This is a genomic window from Sphingobium sp. IP1 (genome assembly GCF_002708645.1).
Taxonomy (GTDB): domain Bacteria; phylum Pseudomonadota; class Alphaproteobacteria; order Sphingomonadales; family Sphingomonadaceae; genus Sphingobium; species Sphingobium yanoikuyae.
Genome location: NZ_NOIW01000105.1, coordinates 1 through 18,050, shown reverse-complemented (window position 1 = coordinate 18,050; position 18,050 = coordinate 1). Strand labels below are relative to the sequence as shown.

At 64.9% G+C, this 18,050-nt stretch carries 20 protein-coding genes; 5 read left to right on the top strand and 15 right to left on the bottom strand.

The window, feature by feature from the left end; translation table 11 throughout:
- Positions 1 to 328: 328 nt before the first annotated feature.
- The 3 genes from CG471_RS24365 to CG471_RS24355 form a co-directional block, all read right to left on the bottom strand.
- A complete protein-coding gene (locus CG471_RS24365) occupies positions 329 to 2,371 on the bottom strand; it encodes a M13 family metallopeptidase (RefSeq protein ID WP_099234063.1) in 2,043 nt (680 codons plus the stop codon).
- A gap of 107 nt (positions 2,372 to 2,478) precedes the next feature.
- Positions 2,479 to 3,111 carry a dethiobiotin synthase gene (bioD, locus tag CG471_RS24360; protein WP_099234062.1) on the bottom strand — a complete coding sequence of 211 codons (633 nt, stop codon included), beginning with the start codon at positions 3,109 to 3,111 and terminating at the stop codon, positions 2,479 to 2,481.
- Positions 3,108 to 4,232, bottom strand: a complete 1,125-nt coding sequence (locus tag CG471_RS24355) for an 8-amino-7-oxononanoate synthase (RefSeq protein ID WP_099234061.1) — start codon at positions 4,230 to 4,232, stop codon at positions 3,108 to 3,110. The genes bioD and CG471_RS24355 overlap by 4 nt, the downstream gene beginning before the upstream one ends.
- Before the next feature lie 272 nt (positions 4,233 to 4,504).
- Between CG471_RS24355 and CG471_RS24350 the strand changes: the two genes are divergently transcribed.
- Entirely contained in the window at positions 4,505 to 5,179 is a 675-nt protein-coding gene (locus tag CG471_RS24350; RefSeq protein ID WP_099234065.1) for a peptidylprolyl isomerase, read from the top strand.
- 4 nt (positions 5,180 to 5,183) lie between these two features.
- Here CG471_RS24350 and CG471_RS24345 read toward each other — a convergent pair whose 3' ends face one another.
- Positions 5,184 to 5,420 (bottom strand): DUF2061 domain-containing protein, encoded by a 237-nt coding sequence (locus tag CG471_RS24345; RefSeq protein WP_017499658.1) that lies wholly within the window; start codon positions 5,418 to 5,420, stop codon positions 5,184 to 5,186.
- A gap of 120 nt (positions 5,421 to 5,540) precedes the next feature.
- Here CG471_RS24345 and CG471_RS24340 point away from each other — a divergent pair, with 120 nt between their 5' ends.
- Complete coding sequence (locus tag CG471_RS24340; protein WP_099234060.1) at positions 5,541 to 6,290, top strand: DUF72 domain-containing protein; 750 nt, start codon at positions 5,541 to 5,543, stop codon at positions 6,288 to 6,290.
- Between the two features lie 317 nt (positions 6,291 to 6,607).
- Here CG471_RS24340 and CG471_RS24335 read toward each other — a convergent pair whose 3' ends face one another.
- Positions 6,608 to 6,793 (bottom strand): PspC domain-containing protein, encoded by a 186-nt coding sequence (locus CG471_RS24335; protein ID WP_004208760.1) that lies wholly within the window; start codon positions 6,791 to 6,793, stop codon positions 6,608 to 6,610.
- Between the two features lie 346 nt (positions 6,794 to 7,139).
- On the opposite strand from CG471_RS24335, the gene CG471_RS24330 reads away from it, so the two are divergent.
- On the top strand, positions 7,140 to 7,532 hold the full coding sequence (locus CG471_RS24330) for a gamma-glutamylcyclotransferase (protein ID WP_099234059.1): 393 nt from the start codon (positions 7,140 to 7,142) through the stop codon (positions 7,530 to 7,532).
- 71 nt (positions 7,533 to 7,603) lie between these two features.
- Here CG471_RS24330 and CG471_RS24325 read toward each other — a convergent pair whose 3' ends face one another.
- From CG471_RS24325 to rpsM, 7 genes are all read right to left on the bottom strand, one after another.
- A complete protein-coding gene (locus CG471_RS24325; RefSeq protein WP_099234058.1) occupies positions 7,604 to 8,197 on the bottom strand; it encodes an outer membrane protein in 594 nt (197 codons plus the stop codon).
- 119 nt (positions 8,198 to 8,316) lie between these two features.
- The gene (locus CG471_RS24320; protein WP_257211680.1) at positions 8,317 to 8,913 is read right to left on the bottom strand and encodes a hypothetical protein; all 597 of its coding nucleotides are present in this window, start codon (positions 8,911 to 8,913) and stop codon (positions 8,317 to 8,319) included.
- 87 nt (positions 8,914 to 9,000) lie between these two features.
- A complete protein-coding gene (locus CG471_RS24315; protein ID WP_099234056.1) occupies positions 9,001 to 11,211 on the bottom strand; it encodes a prolyl oligopeptidase family protein in 2,211 nt (736 codons plus the stop codon).
- Positions 11,212 to 11,314: 103 nt separating this feature from the next.
- Positions 11,315 to 11,740 carry a 50S ribosomal protein L17 gene (gene rplQ / locus CG471_RS24310; RefSeq protein WP_004208754.1) on the bottom strand — a complete coding sequence of 142 codons (426 nt, stop codon included), beginning with the start codon at positions 11,738 to 11,740 and terminating at the stop codon, positions 11,315 to 11,317.
- Between the two features lie 206 nt (positions 11,741 to 11,946).
- Complete coding sequence (locus CG471_RS24305) at positions 11,947 to 13,008, bottom strand: DNA-directed RNA polymerase subunit alpha (protein WP_004208753.1); 1,062 nt, start codon at positions 13,006 to 13,008, stop codon at positions 11,947 to 11,949.
- Between the two features lie 125 nt (positions 13,009 to 13,133).
- Positions 13,134 to 13,523 carry a 30S ribosomal protein S11 gene (rpsK, locus tag CG471_RS24300; RefSeq protein WP_004208752.1) on the bottom strand — a complete coding sequence of 130 codons (390 nt, stop codon included), beginning with the start codon at positions 13,521 to 13,523 and terminating at the stop codon, positions 13,134 to 13,136.
- A gap of 77 nt (positions 13,524 to 13,600) precedes the next feature.
- Positions 13,601 to 13,969 (bottom strand): 30S ribosomal protein S13, encoded by a 369-nt coding sequence (gene rpsM, locus CG471_RS24295; protein ID WP_004208751.1) that lies wholly within the window; start codon positions 13,967 to 13,969, stop codon positions 13,601 to 13,603.
- 347 nt (positions 13,970 to 14,316) lie between these two features.
- Here rpsM and CG471_RS24290 point away from each other — a divergent pair, with 347 nt between their 5' ends.
- Complete coding sequence (locus tag CG471_RS24290) at positions 14,317 to 14,868, top strand: hypothetical protein (RefSeq protein WP_099234055.1); 552 nt, start codon at positions 14,317 to 14,319, stop codon at positions 14,866 to 14,868.
- 554 nt (positions 14,869 to 15,422) lie between these two features.
- On the opposite strand, the gene CG471_RS24285 is transcribed toward CG471_RS24290, so the two are convergent.
- A complete protein-coding gene (locus tag CG471_RS24285) occupies positions 15,423 to 16,097 on the bottom strand; it encodes an MnmC family methyltransferase (RefSeq protein ID WP_017499648.1) in 675 nt (224 codons plus the stop codon).
- A gap of 136 nt (positions 16,098 to 16,233) precedes the next feature.
- On the opposite strand from CG471_RS24285, the gene CG471_RS24280 reads away from it, so the two are divergent.
- Complete coding sequence (locus CG471_RS24280) at positions 16,234 to 16,683, top strand: hypothetical protein (protein ID WP_026108855.1); 450 nt, start codon at positions 16,234 to 16,236, stop codon at positions 16,681 to 16,683.
- A gap of 180 nt (positions 16,684 to 16,863) precedes the next feature.
- Here CG471_RS24280 and CG471_RS24275 read toward each other — a convergent pair whose 3' ends face one another.
- A complete protein-coding gene (locus CG471_RS24275) occupies positions 16,864 to 17,145 on the bottom strand; it encodes a 3TM-type holin (RefSeq protein ID WP_017499646.1) in 282 nt (93 codons plus the stop codon).
- 35 nt (positions 17,146 to 17,180) lie between these two features.
- Entirely contained in the window at positions 17,181 to 17,699 is a 519-nt protein-coding gene (locus CG471_RS24270) for a glycoside hydrolase family 108 protein (RefSeq protein WP_099234064.1), read from the bottom strand.
- Positions 17,700 to 18,050 lie beyond the last annotated feature (351 nt).

The window sequence follows — 18,050 nt, the reverse complement described above, 5'->3', positions numbered from 1 at the left end:
CGCCGGCGGCGGGGGCCGATGCTGCGGGGGCGGCAGGCGTCTGCGCCGACACGGAATAGGCTGCCAGCAGCGCGACCGACGCGACACCGGTCTTGATGATGTTCGAAAGGTTGAGACCCGTCATGTGCTTCTCCTTGGCTTTGCTACCGCCCAAAGCTGTGGACAAAGCAGGCCGGGGAAAAGTCCGGACAGGATGAAGCGTGGCATTAGAAAGATGGCGGAAAAGTTCCCGTCAGCCTGCCGCGAAGGGGAAACGATCGGTCGCGGCCCTCATTTCCATGCCGCAACGAAAAAGGGCCGCCCGATGAGCGGCCCTTCCCGATTCTGCTTACCAGATCTTCACCCGATCCTTGGGATCGAGATAGATCTTGCCGCCCGGCGCGGGCTTGAACGCATCATACCAGGCGTCGAAATTGCGCACGATGTCGGCCCGATATTGCGACGGCGCGTGCGGATCGGTGACCAGGCGCTGGCGCAGATTGGCCTCGCGATAATTGCGGCGCCACACCTGTGCCCAGCCCAGGAAGAAGCGCTGGTTGCCGGTCATGCCGTCGATCACCGGCGCGGCCTTGCCGCCCAGCGAGGCATGATAGGCGTCGAGCGCGACAGCCAGGCCGCCCAGATCGCCGATATTCTCGCCCATGGTGAAGGCGCCCTTCACATGCGCGCCGGGGAAGGGCTCATAGGCGTCATATTGAGCGCCGAGCTTGGCGGTCAGTGCCTTGAAATTGGCGACGTCCTGATCGGTCCACCACTGGTTGAGCTTGCCGGTCTCGTCATATTTCGCGCCCTGGTCGTCGAAATGATGGCTGAGTTCATGGCCGATCACCGCGCCGATGCCGCCATAATTGACCGCCGGATCGGCATGCGGATCGAAGAAGGGCGGCTGCAGGATGGCGGCCGGGAAGACGATCTCGACCATGCCGAAATTGGCATAGGCGTTGATCTCCATCGGGGTCATGCCCCATTCCCAGCGATAGATGGGCTTGCCCAGCTTGCCGATATTATAGTCGAAGTCGAACTGGTTCGACCGCATCGCATTGCCGAACAGGTCGCCCGATTTGATGGTCAGGCCGCTATAGTCGCGCCAGCGATCGGGATAGCCGATCTTGGGCGTGAAGGCGGCCAGTTTCTTGTGGGCGCGGGTCTTGGCCTCGTCGCTCATCCACGGCAGGCCATCGATGCGGCGACCCATAGCCGACAGGACATTCTTGACCAGCAGGTCCATCGCCGCCTTGGTTTCGGGCGGGAAATATTTGGCGACATAGACCTTGCCGACTTCCTCACCCAGAGATTCCTTGAGGAAGGTGACGCCGCGCTTCCAGCGCTCCTCGCGCTCGGGCGTGCCCGACAGGGTGGTGCCGAAAAAGGCGAAATCGGTGCTGGCGATATTGTCGGGCAGATAGTCGGCATAGCTGTGGACGCTGCGCAGCAGCAGGCTGTCCTTCAGCACGCCGATCGGTGCCTTGGCGATCAGCGCGGCTTCGCCGGTGACGGCGGAGGGCTGGGCGATCAGCAGGTCGGTGGGCTTGAGGCCAACGGCGCCGAAATAGGCGGCGAAGTCGAAACCGGGAGCGGCCTTCTGCAGCGCGGCGAGGCTCATCTTGTTATAGGTCTTGTCCGCGTCGCGGCTGTCGACCTGGGTCCAGTGAACCTTGGCGATCTCGGTCTCGAACGCCATCAGCGCGGCGGCGCGCGCCTTGGCATTGGGTTCGCCCAGCAAGGTCAGCATCTGTTCGAGATGGGCGACATAGGCGGTGCGGATCGCCGCCATCTTCTCGCCCTTGTCGAGATAATAGTCGCGGTCGGGCAGGCCCAGGCCACCCTGCATCATCGAGAGGATGTAGGTTTCGGGATCCTTGTCGTCCTGACCGACATAGAAGCGGAACGGGCCGCGCACGCCCGCGCGCGCCGCCTTGCCGGACAGGGCGGCATAGGCCTTCAGATCCTTGACCGCGCCGATCTCGGCGAGCCAGGGCTTGATCGGGGCAAGGCCCTTCGCCTCAACCGCGGCCGAATCCAGATAGGTCGCATAGGCGACGCCGATCTTACTGTTCGGATCGGTCTTGGCGCCGTCCAATATCTCGCGGGTGCGCTTCTGCGACAGTTCATCCAGAACAGTGAAGGCGCCATAGTTGGACTTGTCCGCCGGGATCGGCGTGTTCTTCAGCCAGGTGCCATTGGCATATTCATAGAAATCGTCGCCGGGCTTGACCGAGCTGTCCATGCCGGCCGTGTCGAAGCCGTAAGTGCCATAGGTCGGCTTGGCGGCCGGGGCAGCGGCGGTCGTGGTGGCGGGCTGGTCGGCATGGGCCACGGTCGCGGCGAGCGCGAGGCCGGTGGCGGCAGCGCCCATCAGGAGGAACTTCATGAAGGCTATTCCCTTGCTTCGTCTGGATCGGACGTCATTCGTTCTGTCCGTTCTGGCGGGCAGTTCAACGCCCGTCAAAGCGGCATGTCCATGTCGTTGGTCGAAAATTATCGGCTGTTGAAATTATCGGGAAGATGGATGTGCGCCCTGAACGCCTCCGCCAGACTGTCGCGGTCGAGCGGATCGAGCAGCGGCAGGCGCCCCAGGCTGGGCACGCCGGCGATGTGCGGGATGATCCGCTCATTCTCCTCATGCGCATCCCCGATGAAGGCGATGCCGACGACATGGACACCGCGCGCGCGCAATGCCTCTATGCTGAGCAGGCTGTGGTTGATCGTGCCAAGGCCGGTGCGGGCACAGAGGATCGCGGGCTGGCCCCAATAGGCGAACAGGTCCGCCATCAGCAGGCTTTCGCTGACCGGCACCAGCACGCCGCCCGCGCCTTCGACCACCAGCGGCCCGTCGACCCTGGGCAGGGCCAGGCGATCGAGCGAGATGTCGACACCATCGATCCGCGCGGCAAGATGCGGCGAGGCGGGCGTGGCAAGCCGATAGGCCTCGGGCAGGATGCGTTCGGGCGGCAGGCCGGACAGGGTGGCAACCCGTTCCTTGTCCCCCTGCGGATCGACGCCCGCCTGGATCGGCTTCCAATAATAGGCGCCGAGCGTCGCGGCGAGGCCGGCGGCGAAGACGGTCTTGCCGATGTCGGTATCGGTGCCGGTGACGATCAGCGCGGTCATCGGGCGACCCGGCGCAGCAGATCGCCGAGCGCGATCACGTCGGCGCGCCCGACATTGAGCGAGAGCGAGATGCGGAGGCGGCTGGTGCCGGCGGGCACGGTCGGCGGGCGGATGCCGCGCACGTCGAAGCCGGCCTCCTGCAAGGCGGCGGCGGCGGCCATGGTGCGCGCGTCCTCGCCCAGGATCAGCGGGATGATCTGGCTGCGCGGACGGGGCAGGCCGAGCGGCGCGCAGATCGCCTCGACCGCATCCTGGCGCAATGTGGCCAGCCGGTCGCGGCGATTGTCGGCGGTCTCGATCCGGTCGATCGCGGCGGAGGCGGCGACCGCCATCAGCGGCGAGGGTGCCGTCGAGAAGATGAAGGGCCGGGCGCGGTTGATGAGATAGTCGATATGAATGCGCGGGCCGCAGATCAGCGCGCCCTCCACGCCCATCGCCTTGCCACAGGTGTGGAGGGTGATGACATTGTGCAGCCCGTCGAGGCCGGCCGACAGGCCACGCCCGCCGGGACCGAAGACGCCGGTGCCATGCGCTTCGTCCAGCAACAGCATCGCATCATGGGTGGCGGCCAACTTGGCGAGATCGCCGAGCGGCGCCATGTCGCCGTCCATCGAATAGAGCGTTTCGACCGCAATCCAGATCCGGCCCTTGCCCCCTTCGGCGCGGAAGGCGGTGATGAGGTCGGCGAAGCTTTGCAGGTCGTTATGACGGGCGAAGACTGCGGTCGCCTTCGACAGGTGGATGCCGTCATGGACGCTGGCATGGATCAGCTCGTCCGCGACGATCAGGTCACCGCGCTGCGGCAGGGTCGCGAACAGCGCCATGTTGGCGAGAAAGCCATTGGCCAGGAACAGCGACGCCTGGGTGCGGAAAAATTCCGCAGCCTTGGCCTCCAGCCCTTCATGTTCGGGGGCATTGCCGCGCAGCAGGCGCGACCCGCCCGAGCCGACCGGCACGCCGCGCGCGACCGCGTCCGCCACGGCCTGGCCGATCATCGGATCGGACGCGAGGCCAAGATAGTCGTTGGAGGCAAAATCACGCCCGGCGCGGGGGATCAGGTGGCGCAGACGCCCCCGCGATTCAAGCGCGGCGAGTTGCGTGCGGAAGGGTTCGCTGCTCATGGCCGCGGGCTATAGGCCCGCGCCCCGAGCCCGGCAAGCAAGCGCTTAACTTCGCACATTTTCCGCACATTTTGTCATCTTCATTCAAATGTGGGAAATTTCGTTACAAAGCTGTTCGATCGCCGAGGCCGGGCAATATAGGGCGGTGACATGCTGTAGGACAGCATAAGCGCCACATCGGCAAAGGGCTGATGCCCTGTTGTTCGGTTGCGTCCGCGCTGCGCGGTCGATAGCCTCGGCATTCTCCCTCCCCGACGAGTGTTTCCGTGTCGATGCCTTCTGTTGCCTGCCGTCTTGCCGTCTTCCTGTTCGCCCTGTTACCCGGTCTGGCCAACGCCCAACCCGCCAATCGGCCGACCCCCGGCTATACGCGCGTCGCGATCGATACATCGGTCGGGACCATCATCGTGGCCCTCGACCAGCGCCGGGCGCCGCTGACCAGCGCCAATTTCCTGGCCTATGCCGATGACCAGCGGCTCGACGGCACGGTCTTCTACCGGGCGGCGCGGCGCAAGAGTGATCCCCGATATGGGCTGATCCAGGGCGGGATCGATACCGACCTGCGCCGGGCCTTGCCGCCGGTCCGGCATGAGCCGACCAGCCAGACCGGGATCAGGCATCTCGACGCGACATTGTCGATGGCCCGGCCCGACCGGCCCAATTCGGCATCGGGCAATTTCTTCATCACGGTGGGACCGACGCCGAGGATGGACGCGCAGGGCAGTTCGATCGGCTATGCCGCCTTTGGCCATGTGGTGGCCGGCATGGACGTGGTGCGTCGCATCCTGGCGGTGCCGACCTGTTGCGGCACCGGGCCGATGCGCGGGCAGATGATCGTCAAGCCGATCACCATCCGGCATGTGCGACGGCTGGACGGACAGGCGCGGCCGACCGGCAAGGTGAAGCCCTGGCTGATCCCGCGCGCCAAGCCGCGTCCGAAGAAGTGAGGGATCAGGCGATCGCCGCCTGACCGCGCATCCAGTCGCGTCCGGCATTGCGCGGCGGCCGGGCAGTGAAGCGCTTCCACGCCTGTTCGTGGAAGAAGAAGGCGACCGCGTTGACCATCGGTTCGACCAGCGCGATGCCGCCGGCCAGCGCGACCGATCCGGTCATCAGATAGGCGACGGTGAAACCCACGGTCAGGTGGATCGACAAATAGGTGGCGGTCTTGATGAGATCGAGCGACATGGCGGAACCCCTTTGAAATCTGTCGCCCTATAATTAAGAATTGTTCGCAATAATCGCCAATGGCTTTTCCCGCTGGCTCTGATCGTTCCGGGCGATCAATATGGCGCAGGGAGGATCTTCATGACGGGACGGATCAGGGTCGGCATCGGCGGATGGGTCTATGAGCCCTGGCGCGGCAGCTTCTATCCCGTCGGCATGCGCCAGAAGGATGAACTGGCCTATGTCGGCGTGCAACTGACCGCGACGGAGATCAATGCCACCTATTATAGCAGCCAGAAGCCGGCGACCTTTGCCGGCTGGGCGCAGGCGGTGCCCGACGGCTTCCAGTTCGCGGTCAAGGCGTCGCGATTCTGCACCAATCGCCGCGTGCTGGCGGAGGCGGGCGAGTCGATCCAGAAATTCGTCCAGCAGGGGATCGTCGAACTGGGCGACCGGCTGGGGCCGATCCTGTGGCAGTTCATGCCGACCAAGAAGTTTGACCCCGATGATTTCGGCGCCTTCCTGCAATTGTTGCCGGCCAGCGTCGATGGCGTGGCGCTGCGCCATGCGCTGGAGGTGCGGCACGAAAGCTTCGATGATCCGGCCTTCCTGGCGCTGGCACGCGACGCGGGCGTGGCGGTGGTGCTGGCCGATAATGACGATTATCCGGCAATCACCGGCCATGATGTCGGTTTTTCCTACAGCCGGCTAATGCGCAGCCGGGAGGAAGAGGAGACCGGCTATACCGCGACGGACATCGCCGGCTGGGCCGATCGGGCAAAGGCGCAGGCGGCGCAGGGCGACGCCTATCTCTTCTACATCAGCGGCGCCAAGGTCCGGAACCCGGCAGCGGCGCGCGCGACCATCATGGCTCTGGAGCAACAGCTGTGACATAATTGCGTTTGATGCAATTGGCATGTCAGGCTTTGCGATTGTTACAATGATGTGAAATCATCATATGGCGCTGCATCCCGATCCGGGATGTCGTTCCAATGATGGAGTCCAATATGCGTCAGGCCTTTCAGGCGACTGCGCTGGTGGTTGCGGTCAGCGTCCAGATGCTGACCTTCTACTCGGTGCTGTACGCTTAAGCGCAGATCGCGCTCATCCTTGTCCCGCCAATGCGGGGCATAAAAAGGCCGCCCAGGGCATATGCCGGGGCGGCGCTTTTGTATCCGGAAACCCTGCCTTCCGGTGGCGGCGAGGGATCAACCTTCGGCCAGCCAGCCAGCGAGCAGATAGGCCACGACGCCGATCGGGCCCAGGGCGCACAGGGTCAGCAGCACCAGGGCAACGCGGATCAGCGTGACATCCAGCCCGGTGCGGTTGGCGATGCCGGCGCACACGCCCATGATCTTCGCGTTGCGGCGGTCGAGGGTGAAGCTGTTGTTCATGGATCTGGCCTTCAATAATATCTGTGATGGGAAAGGGGCGGTTGCCCGATCAGGCGATCGGGGCAACCGGAACCGCCGCGCCGACGAACAGGCTGGCGAAGATGACGGCGCCGACAAAGGCAAGGGCGACGCTCTGGAACTTGGCGATGGACATGATACTCACTCCCTAGATATTTCCTGGCCGGACCGTCCGGCCTTGATGCCAGACGATATTGCAGGCGGCGTGCCAGTTTCGATTTTTGGCGGAAATCGGTGCGTTTTCCTCAGTTGCTGATTTTTTTGCTATGCGAAAAAATCCGATGATTGGGAAAATTTGCCGTCAATCGGTGAAAGTTGCAGGTTGGTAATGAAAAGGCCGTTGCTTTTCGTTTATGGCACGCTGCGACCGGGCTTTGACGGGCCGATGGCGCATTGGCTTGCCGATCGCGCCGAGTGGATCGGGGCGGGCTGGACCGGCGGGAAACTCTATCAGGTGGCGGATTATCCCGGTTTCGTGCCGGGGGAGGCGGGGCGCGTATATGGTGACCTGTTGGCGCTGCCCGAAGCGGAGGCGCTGCTGGCGCAGCTCGACGCCTATGAGGAATGCACGCCCGACGATCCGCTGCCCCATGAATATCGCCGCGAACACTGCATCGTGGAAACGCCCGATGGCCCGGTCACGGCCTGGGTCTATCTGTACGCCCTGTCCGTTACCGGACATCGGGTGATCGACAGCGGCGATTATCTGGCGGCGCGCTGATCCGCTGGAATGGATGGCTCTGGCCTCTGGACGGGCAGGGCTACCTTGCGCCTGCCCGTCCCGGCTGACGATCAGAAATGATAGGCGAGGCCGACCAGGGTCTGGTGCCGGTCGAACTTGCCGCCGTCGCCGAGGTCACTATATCGATATTCGATACGCGCGGTGACCTTGTCGGCGACGAAACGCTCGACGCCGGCACCCACGCCCCAGCCGTCGAAACTGTCATGGCCCGAAAGGGTGCCGCTGGCATCGCTGAGGGCAATACGGGCGCGCATATTCTCGTAGCTGCCCCGGACATAGAGCAGGGTGTTGCCGCCGACGACATAGCCGGCGCGCGCGCCGATATCGAAGCTGTAATTGGGATCGATCAGCGATCCGCCGACGCGGGATGCGTCATCGGCGGCGATGTCGAAACCGGCCTCCACGCCGACCACGATCTTGTCGGTAAGCTGATGATCATAACCGGCAAAGCCGCCACCGAAGAAGGCGTCGCGCGATTCACGCATGTCGAGACGGCCGACATCGCTGTTGGCGCTGCCGATGCTGTCGCGGTTCCAGCCGGCCTGGACGCCGACATAGGGGCCCTGGAAGCTTTCGGCATGGGCGGTGCCGCAGGCGAGGGCGAGGCCGATGGCTGCCGCGGTGCCGATCATGTTTCTCATCATGTCTATCCCTTTTCCCATTTGTTCGAGATGGGCTCGAAATAGGGAAATGGGCGAGCATGATAAGCCGGCGGCGGCGCACCAGACTGTCTCGCGTCGCGAGACAATTCGGTGGCTATGCGTCAGTGCATCGCCACGTCGCGGCTGAGATAGACCTCTGCCACGCGGCCGTCCTTCATCGCGCAGGTGAAGCGGCGGGTTGTGCCGTCGGTGGCGCGATAGCTGGCGCGGGTTTCGACCTCGCCATCGATATTATAGCCGTCGGCGGTCGCGCGCGGCTCGTCGATGTGGCGGATTTCGGCATAGCCGGCCTGGCCCTGCGCCTCGTCCCGTGCGGCCAGCGCGCAGGCATCGGTCAACTGGTCATTGCTCTGGTTGGTGGCGGCGACGTCGGAAAAATCATCCGCGCGCGCCGGCGGCCCTGCGTCGCGGGCATCCGCACCATAATCGGTGCCGCTGGCCGGGGGCGGGGCGTCATTGTCGGCATAGGGGCGGTTGTCGGTATCGGCGCCGCGTGCGTCCTTGCGGTCCTTCGACACGGAATTGGCGACCACCACGGCGGCGCCGAGCAGGGCGGCAATGCCGACCGCGTCGCCAAAGCCGAAGCCATTGCCGCGATCATGGCGGTGATGCCAGTAGCGATCGTCATAGCGGGGCCGGGCCTGTGCCGGGGCGATGCTGCCCAGCAGCAGTCCTGCGCCGACCAGCGCACCCGTCATCCACCGCGTCCTGTTTCCGATCATCTGCCTGTCTCCTGCGATGGACAGAGCCATAGCCGCGTCGGGCTGTCCAGAGGCTGAATAGGCTCAGTCCGGCTTGCGCTGGATGTCGAGCCCGGTGAAATGGGCGGCAAAGGCATAGCTGTCGGCATATTCCTCGATCAGCTTGTCGATCGGCTTGCCCGCGCCATGGCCAGCGCGATTCTCCACCCGCAGCAGATGCGGCTTGTCGCCGATCGACGCGGCCTGCAGCGCGGCGGCATATTTGAAGCTGTGCGCCGGCACGACCCGGTCGTCGGTATCCGCCGTGGTCACCAGGATCGCCGGATACTCCTTGCCGCTCAGGATGTTGTGATAGGGCGAATAGCCATAGAGCAGGGGGAAGTCGCGTTCATTGTCGGGCGATCCATAATCGTCGACCCAATAGCGGCCGGCGGTGAAGCGATCGAAGCGCAGCATGTCCATGACGCCGACGGCGGGCAGGGCGGCGGCGAACAGGTCGGGCCGCTGGTTGACGACGGCGCCGACCAACAGGCCGCCATTGGAGCGTCCCTCGATCGCCAGCCCATCCTTGGGGGTATAGCCCTGGGCCTTGAGATATTCGGCGGCGGCGATGAAATCGTCGAACACATTCTGCTTGTTGGCGCCGCGCCCGGCATCGTGCCAGGCCTTGCCGAACTCGCCGCCGCCGCGCAGATTGGCGATGGCATAGGCGCCGCCCTGTTCCAGCCAGGCCATGCGGGTCGCCGAATAACCGGGCGTCAGCGCGATGTTGAAGCCGCCATAGCCATAAAGGATGGTCGGCACCGCCTGTGCATGGTCGGCCAGCACTTTCTTGCGCAGGATCGTCATCGGGATCAGCGTGCCGTCCTTCGAGGGGTAGCTAACCTGTTCGACGCCATAATCGGCGGGATTGAAGGGCAGGTCGGGCTGAGCGAAGAGCTGGGTCTGCTGGCTCGCCGTGTCGAAGCGATAGATGCTGGCCGGGGTCACGAAGCCGGAGAAGGAGAAGAAGGTTTCCGGGTCGCCATCGCGCCCGCCAAAGCCGGCGGCGGTGCCCATGCCGGGCAGCGGCACGTCGCCGACCTTGCGCCCGTCCAGCTCGACCAGTTCGGCGACGGTTTCCGATTGGGTCATGTAAGCGAGGATGAAGCGGTTGCCGACCAGCGATCCGCCCGCCAGCGTGTCGGCGCGTTCGGCCACCAGCGGCTTTTCGCTGCGCCCCGGCCGCATGGCGTCGAGCGTCACCAGCCGCATATGGGCGGCCTTGCGGTCGGTGACGAAATAGAGGGTCGATCCCCGGCTGCCGATCAGGCGCCAGTCATTGGCGAGGCCCTTGACCAGCGTCCGCAGCCTGACGGGGCCACCGTCGAGCGCGGCGACATGCAGCTCGCGGCGCGGGTCCATGCCGGCAAAGCTGCTGACGATCAGCCAGCGGCCATCGCTCGTCACCTGGGCGGTGTGGCTGAGGCCGGGGCGATCGGGCGTCGCATAGATGAGCTGGTCCTGCGCCTGGGGCGTGCCGATGCGATGATAATAAAGCTGCTGGTCGCTGTTGGTCGACTGATAGGCTTCGCCGTCGACCGGGGCGGCATAGCGGGAGTAGAAGAAGCCCTCGCCCCGGCCGTCCCAGGCGGTCTGCGAGAATTTGACCCATTCGACCTTGTCGTCGAGGATCTTGCCGCTGTCGACGTCGAGCACGCGCAGCGTGCGCCAGTCGCTGCCGGCGTCCTGCACGCCATAGGCGAGGAAGCGGCCGTCGGGCGAAGGCGTCCATTCGGCCAGTGCGCTCGCGCCATCCCTGGCCCAGCGATTGGGATCGAGCAGCAGCCGCTGTTCACCGGCCAGCCCTTCGCGGACATAGAGCGGCGTCTGGTTCTGCAATCCCTTGTTATAGCCGTAGAAATAGCGGGTGCCGGCCTTGCGCGGCACGGTGAAGCGGCCATGGGCGAAGAGCGCCTGCATCCGCGTCTTGAGCGCGTCGCGGCCGGGCAGGTCGTCAATATAGCGGCGGGTCAGGTCATTCTCGCGGCCGACCCAGTCGCGCACGGCGGGATCGGTGCGGACGTCATTTTCCAGCCAGCGATAGGGATCGGTCACCTTCACGCCGAAATGATCCTCGACCAGATCCTGGCGGCGGGTGAGCGGGTAATGGAGGCCGTTGTCCGGCGGCGTCGCGTCGATCGCGGCGGGGGTGGCATCGCCCGAGGTCGCGGCCGCCGCAGCAGAGGCCGGCGCGGCGGCGATCACTGCCAGCAGGGCCGGCAGCGGCCAGATCAGGCGGCGAAGCGCGCGCATCCTCTCGACCCTATTGTCCTTGAAAAGAAAACAGGCCGCGGCTTCGGATGAAGCCGCGGCCTGTTCGACTATCGTCTATCCACCGTTACCGGTGGAACCGCGATCAGGCGGCTTCGAATTCGTCTTCGTCGACGGTGTTGACCGGACCGGAGTCCTGGCCCTTTGCATCGACGTCACGATCGACCAGTTCGATGATCGCGATCGGCGCCGCGTCCGAAGCGCGGAAACCGGCCTTGATCACGCGGGTGTAGCCACCGTTGCGGTCCTTGTAGCGCTCGGCCAGGACTTCGAACAGCTTGGTCAGCTGCGCATCGTCCTTCAGGCGGGCGTCGGCCAGACGACGGTTGGACAGGCCACCCTTCTTGGCGAGGGTGATCAGCTTCTCGACGTAGGGACGCAGTTCCTTCGCCTTCGGCGTGGTGGTCAGGATCTGCTCATGCTTGATGAGCGAGGCAGCCAGGTTGCGAAGCAGGGCGGTACGATGACCGGTGCTGCGCTGAAGCTTACGATGACCAACTTTATGACGCATGTCTCATTCCTTCGTTCGTTAAGGGGCCGGATGAGGTACCCCAGACCAGGCGGTTTTCATGGGGACCGCCTAATACCCCATTGACCGTCCGGCGACCGTCACGGGAGTAAATCCCGTGACGTCAGACGACGCTGCGCGTCGCTGGCCGGTCGTTCGCGTTCGCGTTGCGAACCGCCGCGCTGCTGCGCTGCGCGGCTCGCTCCGACTTAGCCCAGCAGCTCCTGTTCGAGCTTCTTGGCCATTTCCTCGATATTTTCCGGCGGCCAGCCGGGGATGTCCATGCCCAGGCGCAGGCCCATGGACGACAGCACTTCCTTGATTTCGTTCAGCGACTTGCGGCCGAAATTCGGGGTGCGCAGCATCTCGGCTTCGGTCTTCTGGACCAGATCGCCGATATAGATGATGTTGTCGTTCTTGAGGCAGTTGGCCGAGCGGACCGACAGTTCCAGTTCGTCCACCTTCTTGAGCAGATAGCGGTTGATCTGGTTGGTGTCGCTTTCGCCTTCCGATGCGGCGGCAGCGGCATGGCCGGCAGCCGGGGCAGCGGCGGGCAGCGCGTCCTCGAAGTGGACGAACAGCTGGAGCTGGTCCTGCAGGATGCGGGCTGCATAGGCAATCGCATCTTCCGGCGTCACGGTGCCGTCGGTTTCCAGCGTCAGCGACAGCTTGTCATAGTCCAGTTCCTGGCCGACGCGGGTGTTGTCCACCTTGTAGGCGACCTGGCGGACCGGCGAGTAGAGCGCGTCGACCGGGATCAGGCCGATCGGTGCGTCTGCCGGGCGGTTGGCGACGGCGGGGACATAGCCCTTGCCGATGTCAGCCGTCAGTTCCATGTTCAGCGTCGCGCCCTGATCGAGGTGACAGATCACCAGATCGGGGTTCATCACTTCGATGTCGCCGACGACGGCAATGTCGCCTGCCTTCACCACGGCCGGGCCGGTGGCGGACAGCTGCAGACGCTTGGGGCCTTCGCCTTCCATCTTCAGCGCGACCTGCTTGATGTTCAGGACGATGTCGGTGACGTCCTCACGCACGCCGGCGAGCGACGAGAATTCGTGCAGGACATTCTCGATCTTGATCGAGGTGACCGCCGCGCCCTGGAGCGAGGAGAGAAGAACCCGGCGCAGCGCGTTGCCGAGCGTCAGGCCGAAACCGCGCTCAAGCGGTTCGGCAACGAAGGTCGCCTTGCGCTTGCCGTCGCCGGTCGGCTTGATCTCGAGGGCGTTGGGCTTCTTCAATTCCTGCCAGTTCTTCATGTTGACAGTCATGTACTTCCCCTGGGGATGTGGCCGTAACGGGTAGATCCTGGACCCATCAGGACGTTCCGGCCGATGCAAACGGGTAAGCGGGCGACGCGTCCGCCGCCCGCCTTCAAGCCTCTAGCGAAGCTTAATTAGACGCGGCGGCGCTTCGACGGACGCACACCATTGTGCGGGATCGGCGTGACGTCGCGGATCGAGGTGATGTGGAAGCCGACGGCCTGCAGTGCGCGCAGAGCCGATTCACGGCCCGAACCGGGGCCCTTGACTTCGACTTCGAGGGTGCGGACGCCGTGCTCGGCGGCCTTGCGGCCGGCGTCTTCGGCGCACACCTGAGCGGCGTACGGGGTCGACTTGCGGCTGCCCTTGAAGCCCATCATGCCGGCCGAGGACCACGAGATCGCGTTGCCCTGGGCGTCGGTGATGGTCACCATGGTGTTGTTGAAGCTGGCGTTGACGTGCGCGACGCCGGCCGAGATGTTCTTGCGTTCGCGGCGCTTAATGCGCTGGGGTTCGCGTGCCATTTTGCTCTAATCCTACAAAAATCGTTCAAAAGCAGAAGTCACCGGAGGGTCGGTCCAGAGGACATGACCCTCGACGATTACTTCTTCTTGCCGGCGATCGGCTTCGCCTTGCCCTTGCGGGTGCGCGCATTGGTGTGCGTGCGCTGACCGCGGACCGGCAGGCCCTTGCGATGACGCAGGCCGCGATAGCAGGCCAGATCCATCAGGCGCTTGATGTTCATCGCGGTTTCGCGACGCAGATCGCCTTCGACGGTCAGGTCGGCGTCGATGGCTTCGCGGATCTGCAGGACTTCGGCGTCCGACAGGTCCTGAACGCGGCGCGCATGGTCGATGCCCAGCTTGTCGGCGAGGTCAACGGCGGTCTTGCGACCGATGCCGTGGATGTAGGTGAGCGCGATGATTACGCGCTTGTTGGTCGGGATGTTAACACCCGCAATACGTGCCATGGTACTTAAATCTCCTGCTCCACGGGGCAGTTGGCGCCGCCCCATCTCAAAGCGTTCGGGCCTCTTTCCTGGCAAGGAAAAACAGGCCATGATGTTGCTTCCCGAGACGCAAAAAAGACGGCCAGTGCAGGAAGCACTGCCGCTGTTACGCGTGTAGGGAACGGCGGCCTTTATCGATTCGCCCCAAAACTGTCAATATCCGGCGCTTTTTTGAGCCTCTCCGTGCGATGAACGGAACGGTTGCGCATGCGGGCAAGTGGCGATGGCCGTGGCCGGCCATCCGCCTCTGCCGTCGCCTTGCCCCTTTTCGGGTTGAGCGCTCCGGCCGGCTCGGGCATGGAAGCGCGATGCGTCTGACCCGATTTCTTGTGTCCGCCCCGGCCCTTGCAGCGCCGCTGACCCTGTTGGTGGCCGGCTGTGTTGCGCCGCCCTCCGCGCCGGCGCCGCGCCCGGCGCCAGCACCCCGGCCTGCGCCGGTGCCGCCTGCCGAGCCCGCTGCGCCCGCGGCGGTCGAGTGGCAATATCGCCCTGCGACGCCGGGCAACTGGACCTATCGCGCTGATCCGGCCGGGCCGGTCGCGCTGTTTGGCGAGTCGGCTTCTGCCCCGCGTTTGACGCTGCGCTGTGACCGGGCAACGCGGCGGATCAGCCTCGGCCGGGCCGGCGGCGGGCAGGGGGCGATCACGGTGCGGACAAGCTATGGCGCGAGCAGCTGGCCGGCGGTGATGGCGGGGACGCAGGTGCCGCAACTGACCGCCGTGCGCGGCGCGAGCGACGCGGTGCTGGACCAGCTTGCCTATAGCCGGGGCCGTTTCGCGGTCGAGGTGCAGGGGCAGGAGACGCTGATCGTGCCGGCCTGGGCCGAAATATCGCGCGTGATCGAGGAATGTCGGGGCTGAAAATCGGCCGGTCCAGGCTTTTCGGGCCGACGGTCGAGTATGATTCCAAAAAAGAATATTACAAGTCTTGATCCTGCAATCCGTCTGATTCACAGTCCGTCTCGTGGCCGATCGAGGGGTAGCTCAAAGCCGGCCACGCGGGCTTAATTAGCGAAAGGAGGTGATCCGATGTCTCATGGTTCAGCAATGGGGTCGGTCAAGTCCATTCGGGAAACGCGCCGCTGACGACGCCGGAGCGTCGGTACAAACCCTTCATGGTGTAGAGACCAAGAGCGCCGACATACAGGCCGTCTCCGCCAGGGGCTTTAGCGCGAACTTGTCTTCCTTCTGGGCGGTTTCCGGCCGCTGACCATGCACATGATGGGCCGTCGGGCATTGCGTCCCGGCGGCCCCTCTCATGTCCGGGGTGTGGCGCTTTTTTTGAGACATCGCGAAAGGGCGATGTCTCGTTACGGTGCCGGCCCGCTCCCCCGCCCAACCACCCGACAGGATGACACTGGATCGGGCGGTTGGGCGGGGGAGCGGGCTGGAACCGGCTTTCTCAAACAGGATTCTTACCGCCGTCGGGTTGCGAACCAGATGACGTGGCGCGGCCCCTTGCCATTGTCGCGCGCCTTGACCGCGACTTCTTCCACCGCGAAGCCCGCATTCTGCAGCCGCCGGGTGAAGGCGGCGTCCGATCCCGCCGACCAGATCGCCAATATGCCGCCGGGCTTGAGCGCGCGCATCGCGCTGGAGAGGCCCGCATTGGTATAGAGCCGGTCATTGGCGTCGGCGGTCAGGCCATCGGGGCCATTGTCGACATCCAGCAGGATCGCGTCATAGCTGCCATGGCCGGCGGCGATCACATGGGCGACATCGTCCATCACCAGCCGCACGCGCGGATCGTCGAGGCAGCCGGCGGCCAGGTCGACCATCGGGCCGCGCGCCCATTCGATGATCTCGGGCACCAGTTCGGCCAGCGTGATCTGCGCCTTTGCGTCCATTTCCGCGAGCGCGGCGCGCAGGGTGAAGCCCATGCCATAGCCGCCGATCAGCATATGGAGGCCGGCGCGCTTGCCCAGCCGCTCCAGCGTCATCAGCGCGAGCGCCTTTTCCGACCCGCTCATCCGGCTGCTCATCAGCTCGTTGCGGTCGAGCACGATCATGAAGTCGCCGCCGCGGCGATAGAGGCGCAGTTCCTGTCCGCCCGGAACGGCGGCGGTGCCCAGCAATTCGCGCGGTGTCATGGCAATGGTCCTCAAACAGGGCGGGGAAAGCGGCCGCATGACAGGTCGCGGGCCGCTGCGCAATGGCGGCCCATCGGACGGTTCGCCGCCTATGGGCTGGCCAGCGGCGGCGCAGGGGTCTATCGGCACCCCCATCATGCGTTATTTTCTCGATACCGAATTCAACGGCTTTGGCGGCGCGCTGATCAGCGTGGCGCTGGTGCCCGAACATGGCGACGATGATTTCTATGCGTCGCTGCCGCTGCCCGATGTGATCGAACCCTGGGTCGAGCGCCATGTCATCCCCTATCTGCGCCATGTGCCGCCGGGGCTGGACCATGAACTCAGCCGGATCGAGGCGGCCGACCATATCGCCGCCTATCTGGATGGCGATTCCGATCCGGTGATCATCGCCGACTGGCCCGAGGATCTGGCCCATTTCTGCGCGCTGCTGACCACCGGGCCGGGGCAGATGGCGGCGGTCGACTATGGGCTGCGGCTGGAACTGATCAATGCGGCGGGCTTCAGCGCGGCGGCCAACAGCCGGGTGCCGCACAATGCCCTGCATGATGCGCGGGCACTGCGCGACTTCTACGTCAATAATTGAGTCGAAAGGGGCGGTGTTGCGCACCGCCTCTGGCTCTCAGAGACTGTTTGAGAAAGTCGGTTCCGGCCCGCTCCCCCGCCCAATTGCCCGACAGGATGACACTGGATCGGGTGGTTGGGCGGGGGAGCGGGCTGGTACCGCGCTGAAAAATCGCTCTTTCGCGATTTTTCAAGCAGGCTCTCAGCGCTCCGTGCCCCTCGCCTTGCCCCAGGCATGAGCGGCGGTATAGCCGAGATAGGCGGTGCCGAAGAGGGCGTAGAGCGGCTCGGGCAGGGCGTCGAGATAGGCGCGCATGCCCGCGATGATCGCGCCCGCCACCTCCGGCTGCCAGCCCGAGATCAGCCCCATCGGGATCGACCAGAGCAGCAGCGCATAGATGACATAGAGAAAGGCCGGCCGCGACCGCTGGGTCCACAGGTCGGTCGGCTCAGTGGGGAGAGGAATATCGTCGGTCTTCAACATGATCGCGTCTCCCTTCAGCCGATGCGGTTGGCGAGTCAGCCATAGAGAAAGGCCTCGTTGGCCGGGCGGCTTTCGGCCAGCGCCAGATAGCGTTCGCCCTGCAAGGCCTCGATCGCCTTGATCAGCACCGCGTCGCCGGCCGCGCCGCGCAGGGTGCGGAAGGCGCGCAGCGCGGCGAGCGTGCGGGCGCCGATCGTGCCATCGGCCTTCAGGTCGGGATAGTCGCGCTGGTTGCGGTTGAGGGCGTTCAGTGCCCGCTGGAGAAAGGTGCTGGCGACCCCCGGTCCCATGTTGACGGCGGTGTCGAACAGTTCGGCGGCGAGCGCCATGCTTTGCTGCGCTACCGCGGCATAGCCCGGCCCATCCCAATAGAGCTGGCGGTAGATGGCGCGGGCAGTGGCGGCCGGCAGGCGGCGCATGTCGCCGGCAAAGCCGTTCGCCCGCGCGACGCCCAGCGTGATGCCCATATTGGTCGGCCCGCCGCGATCGGCCGGATGGTCGACATAGCCACCCTCCCGCGCGATCAGTTCGTCCAGCAATGTGTCGATATCCATGATCGGCCCTTCCATGGTTCGTGGATGGCGAATCATTTATCCCATATGGTTATCTGTAGGACAGGGTTGAATTATATGGACGCGTCTGTCGAAGTTCACAGTGTAAACGGGCTTCTGGGGGCGTTTGCGCCTGAAACGCGTCGGTGATGCCTCTGTTGCGCGTTGGTCATGCACTGGAGCGCATGCCGTCCAACAGGGGCTGGGTCAGCGCGCCGCGTTAACGTCGAGCGCGGCACGCGCCCCTGACACGACGCCCACGCGCCTTGCTTGCACGCGGCACGCGCCGGTCGATGGGCGCGGGCGCATTCACTCGCATCGCCAAGTGTAGAGCAGGGAGAGGGGGCGTAGGAA

Coding starts and splice junctions, on each gene's coding strand:
- CG471_RS24365 (WP_099234063.1), bottom strand. CDS start 2,371: ATGAAGTTCCTCCTGATGGGCGCTGCCGCCACCGGCCTCGCGCTCGCC.
- bioD (WP_099234062.1), bottom strand. CDS start 3,111: ATGACCGCGCTGATCGTCACCGGCACCGATACCGACATCGGCAAGACC.
- CG471_RS24355 (WP_099234061.1), bottom strand. CDS start 4,232: ATGAGCAGCGAACCCTTCCGCACGCAACTCGCCGCGCTTGAATCGCGG.
- CG471_RS24350 (WP_099234065.1), top strand. CDS start 4,505: ATGCCTTCTGTTGCCTGCCGTCTTGCCGTCTTCCTGTTCGCCCTGTTA.
- CG471_RS24345 (WP_017499658.1), bottom strand. CDS start 5,420: ATGTCGCTCGATCTCATCAAGACCGCCACCTATTTGTCGATCCACCTG.
- CG471_RS24340 (WP_099234060.1), top strand. CDS start 5,541: ATGACGGGACGGATCAGGGTCGGCATCGGCGGATGGGTCTATGAGCCC.
- CG471_RS24335 (WP_004208760.1), bottom strand. CDS start 6,793: ATGAACAACAGCTTCACCCTCGACCGCCGCAACGCGAAGATCATGGGC.
- CG471_RS24330 (WP_099234059.1), top strand. CDS start 7,140: ATGAAAAGGCCGTTGCTTTTCGTTTATGGCACGCTGCGACCGGGCTTT.
- CG471_RS24325 (WP_099234058.1), bottom strand. CDS start 8,197: ATGATGAGAAACATGATCGGCACCGCGGCAGCCATCGGCCTCGCCCTC.
- CG471_RS24320 (WP_257211680.1), bottom strand. CDS start 8,913: ATGACGGGTGCGCTGGTCGGCGCAGGACTGCTGCTGGGCAGCATCGCC.
- CG471_RS24315 (WP_099234056.1), bottom strand. CDS start 11,211: ATGCGCGCGCTTCGCCGCCTGATCTGGCCGCTGCCGGCCCTGCTGGCA.
- rplQ (WP_004208754.1), bottom strand. CDS start 11,740: ATGCGTCATAAAGTTGGTCATCGTAAGCTTCAGCGCAGCACCGGTCAT.
- CG471_RS24305 (WP_004208753.1), bottom strand. CDS start 13,008: ATGACTGTCAACATGAAGAACTGGCAGGAATTGAAGAAGCCCAACGCC.
- rpsK (WP_004208752.1), bottom strand. CDS start 13,523: ATGGCACGCGAACCCCAGCGCATTAAGCGCCGCGAACGCAAGAACATC.
- rpsM (WP_004208751.1), bottom strand. CDS start 13,969: ATGGCACGTATTGCGGGTGTTAACATCCCGACCAACAAGCGCGTAATC.
- CG471_RS24290 (WP_099234055.1), top strand. CDS start 14,317: ATGCGTCTGACCCGATTTCTTGTGTCCGCCCCGGCCCTTGCAGCGCCG.
- CG471_RS24285 (WP_017499648.1), bottom strand. CDS start 16,097: ATGACACCGCGCGAATTGCTGGGCACCGCCGCCGTTCCGGGCGGACAG.
- CG471_RS24280 (WP_026108855.1), top strand. CDS start 16,234: ATGCGTTATTTTCTCGATACCGAATTCAACGGCTTTGGCGGCGCGCTG.
- CG471_RS24275 (WP_017499646.1), bottom strand. CDS start 17,145: ATGTTGAAGACCGACGATATTCCTCTCCCCACTGAGCCGACCGACCTG.
- CG471_RS24270 (WP_099234064.1), bottom strand. CDS start 17,699: ATGGATATCGACACATTGCTGGACGAACTGATCGCGCGGGAGGGTGGC.